We start from the raw sequence: 694 nt of genomic DNA, 5'->3' as shown, positions 1-694 counted from the left end.
TATTGTGGGAATGCTGTTATTATGTTTTTGAAAAACTACTATTCAAATTTTGTAAAGAGCTTAAAATAAAATGTCCTAGAAGTAAATATAGAGAGCAGAAAAGAAAATATTTAAATAGGTATCTAAACTTAGATCGCCCTAAATAGTAAAACGTACTTCTGTTACGGTTAACTGATTTACATTAGTGTAAAAGTAACCAAACAACCAGATGTATTATGATCAATTTTGAAGGTTTTGACGATAGAACATTTTATTCAACATTTCAAAAAGAAGAAGATTGTCTTGAATATTTATCGACACTAAAGTGGAGTGATCATTACAAATGTAGGAAATGTGAACATACAAAATATATGAAAGGTAAAAAGTTACATTCCAGACGTTGTCAAAAGTGTAAATATGATGAGTCTGTTACGGCTCATACCCTATTTCATAAGCTGAAATTTTCAATTCTAACTGCTTTTGAATTCATATTTAAAGTTAGTTGTGATAAGAAAGGCATGTCCACTTTAACTTTAAGTGAGAAACTGTCCTTGAGTTATCAAAGCTGTTTAAATTTCAGACGTAAAGTGCAATATGCTATGCAAAGTAGTTTACAGCATCCTTTGAAGGGGTATGTTGAGGTCGATGAGTTTGCTGTAGGTGGGTATGACGCTGGCAGTCAAGGTAGAGCCAAAGGAGATAAAAAGCTTGTCAA

Annotated in this window: 1 protein-coding gene; it reads left to right on the top strand. The window is 31.8% G+C overall.

The genetic code is table 11. The features are described from left to right. Positions 1-215: 215 nt before the first annotated feature. The coding region (locus HHU12_RS34345; RefSeq protein WP_169656597.1) for a transposase at positions 216-694 on the top strand (479 nt) is incomplete at its 3' end.

The organism is Flammeovirga aprica JL-4 (genome assembly GCF_012844305.1).
GTDB classification, from domain to species: domain Bacteria; phylum Bacteroidota; class Bacteroidia; order Cytophagales; family Flammeovirgaceae; genus Flammeovirga; species Flammeovirga aprica.
The sequence above is the reverse complement of the archived record's forward strand: the minus strand, read 5'-3'. Positions and strand labels throughout refer to the sequence as shown.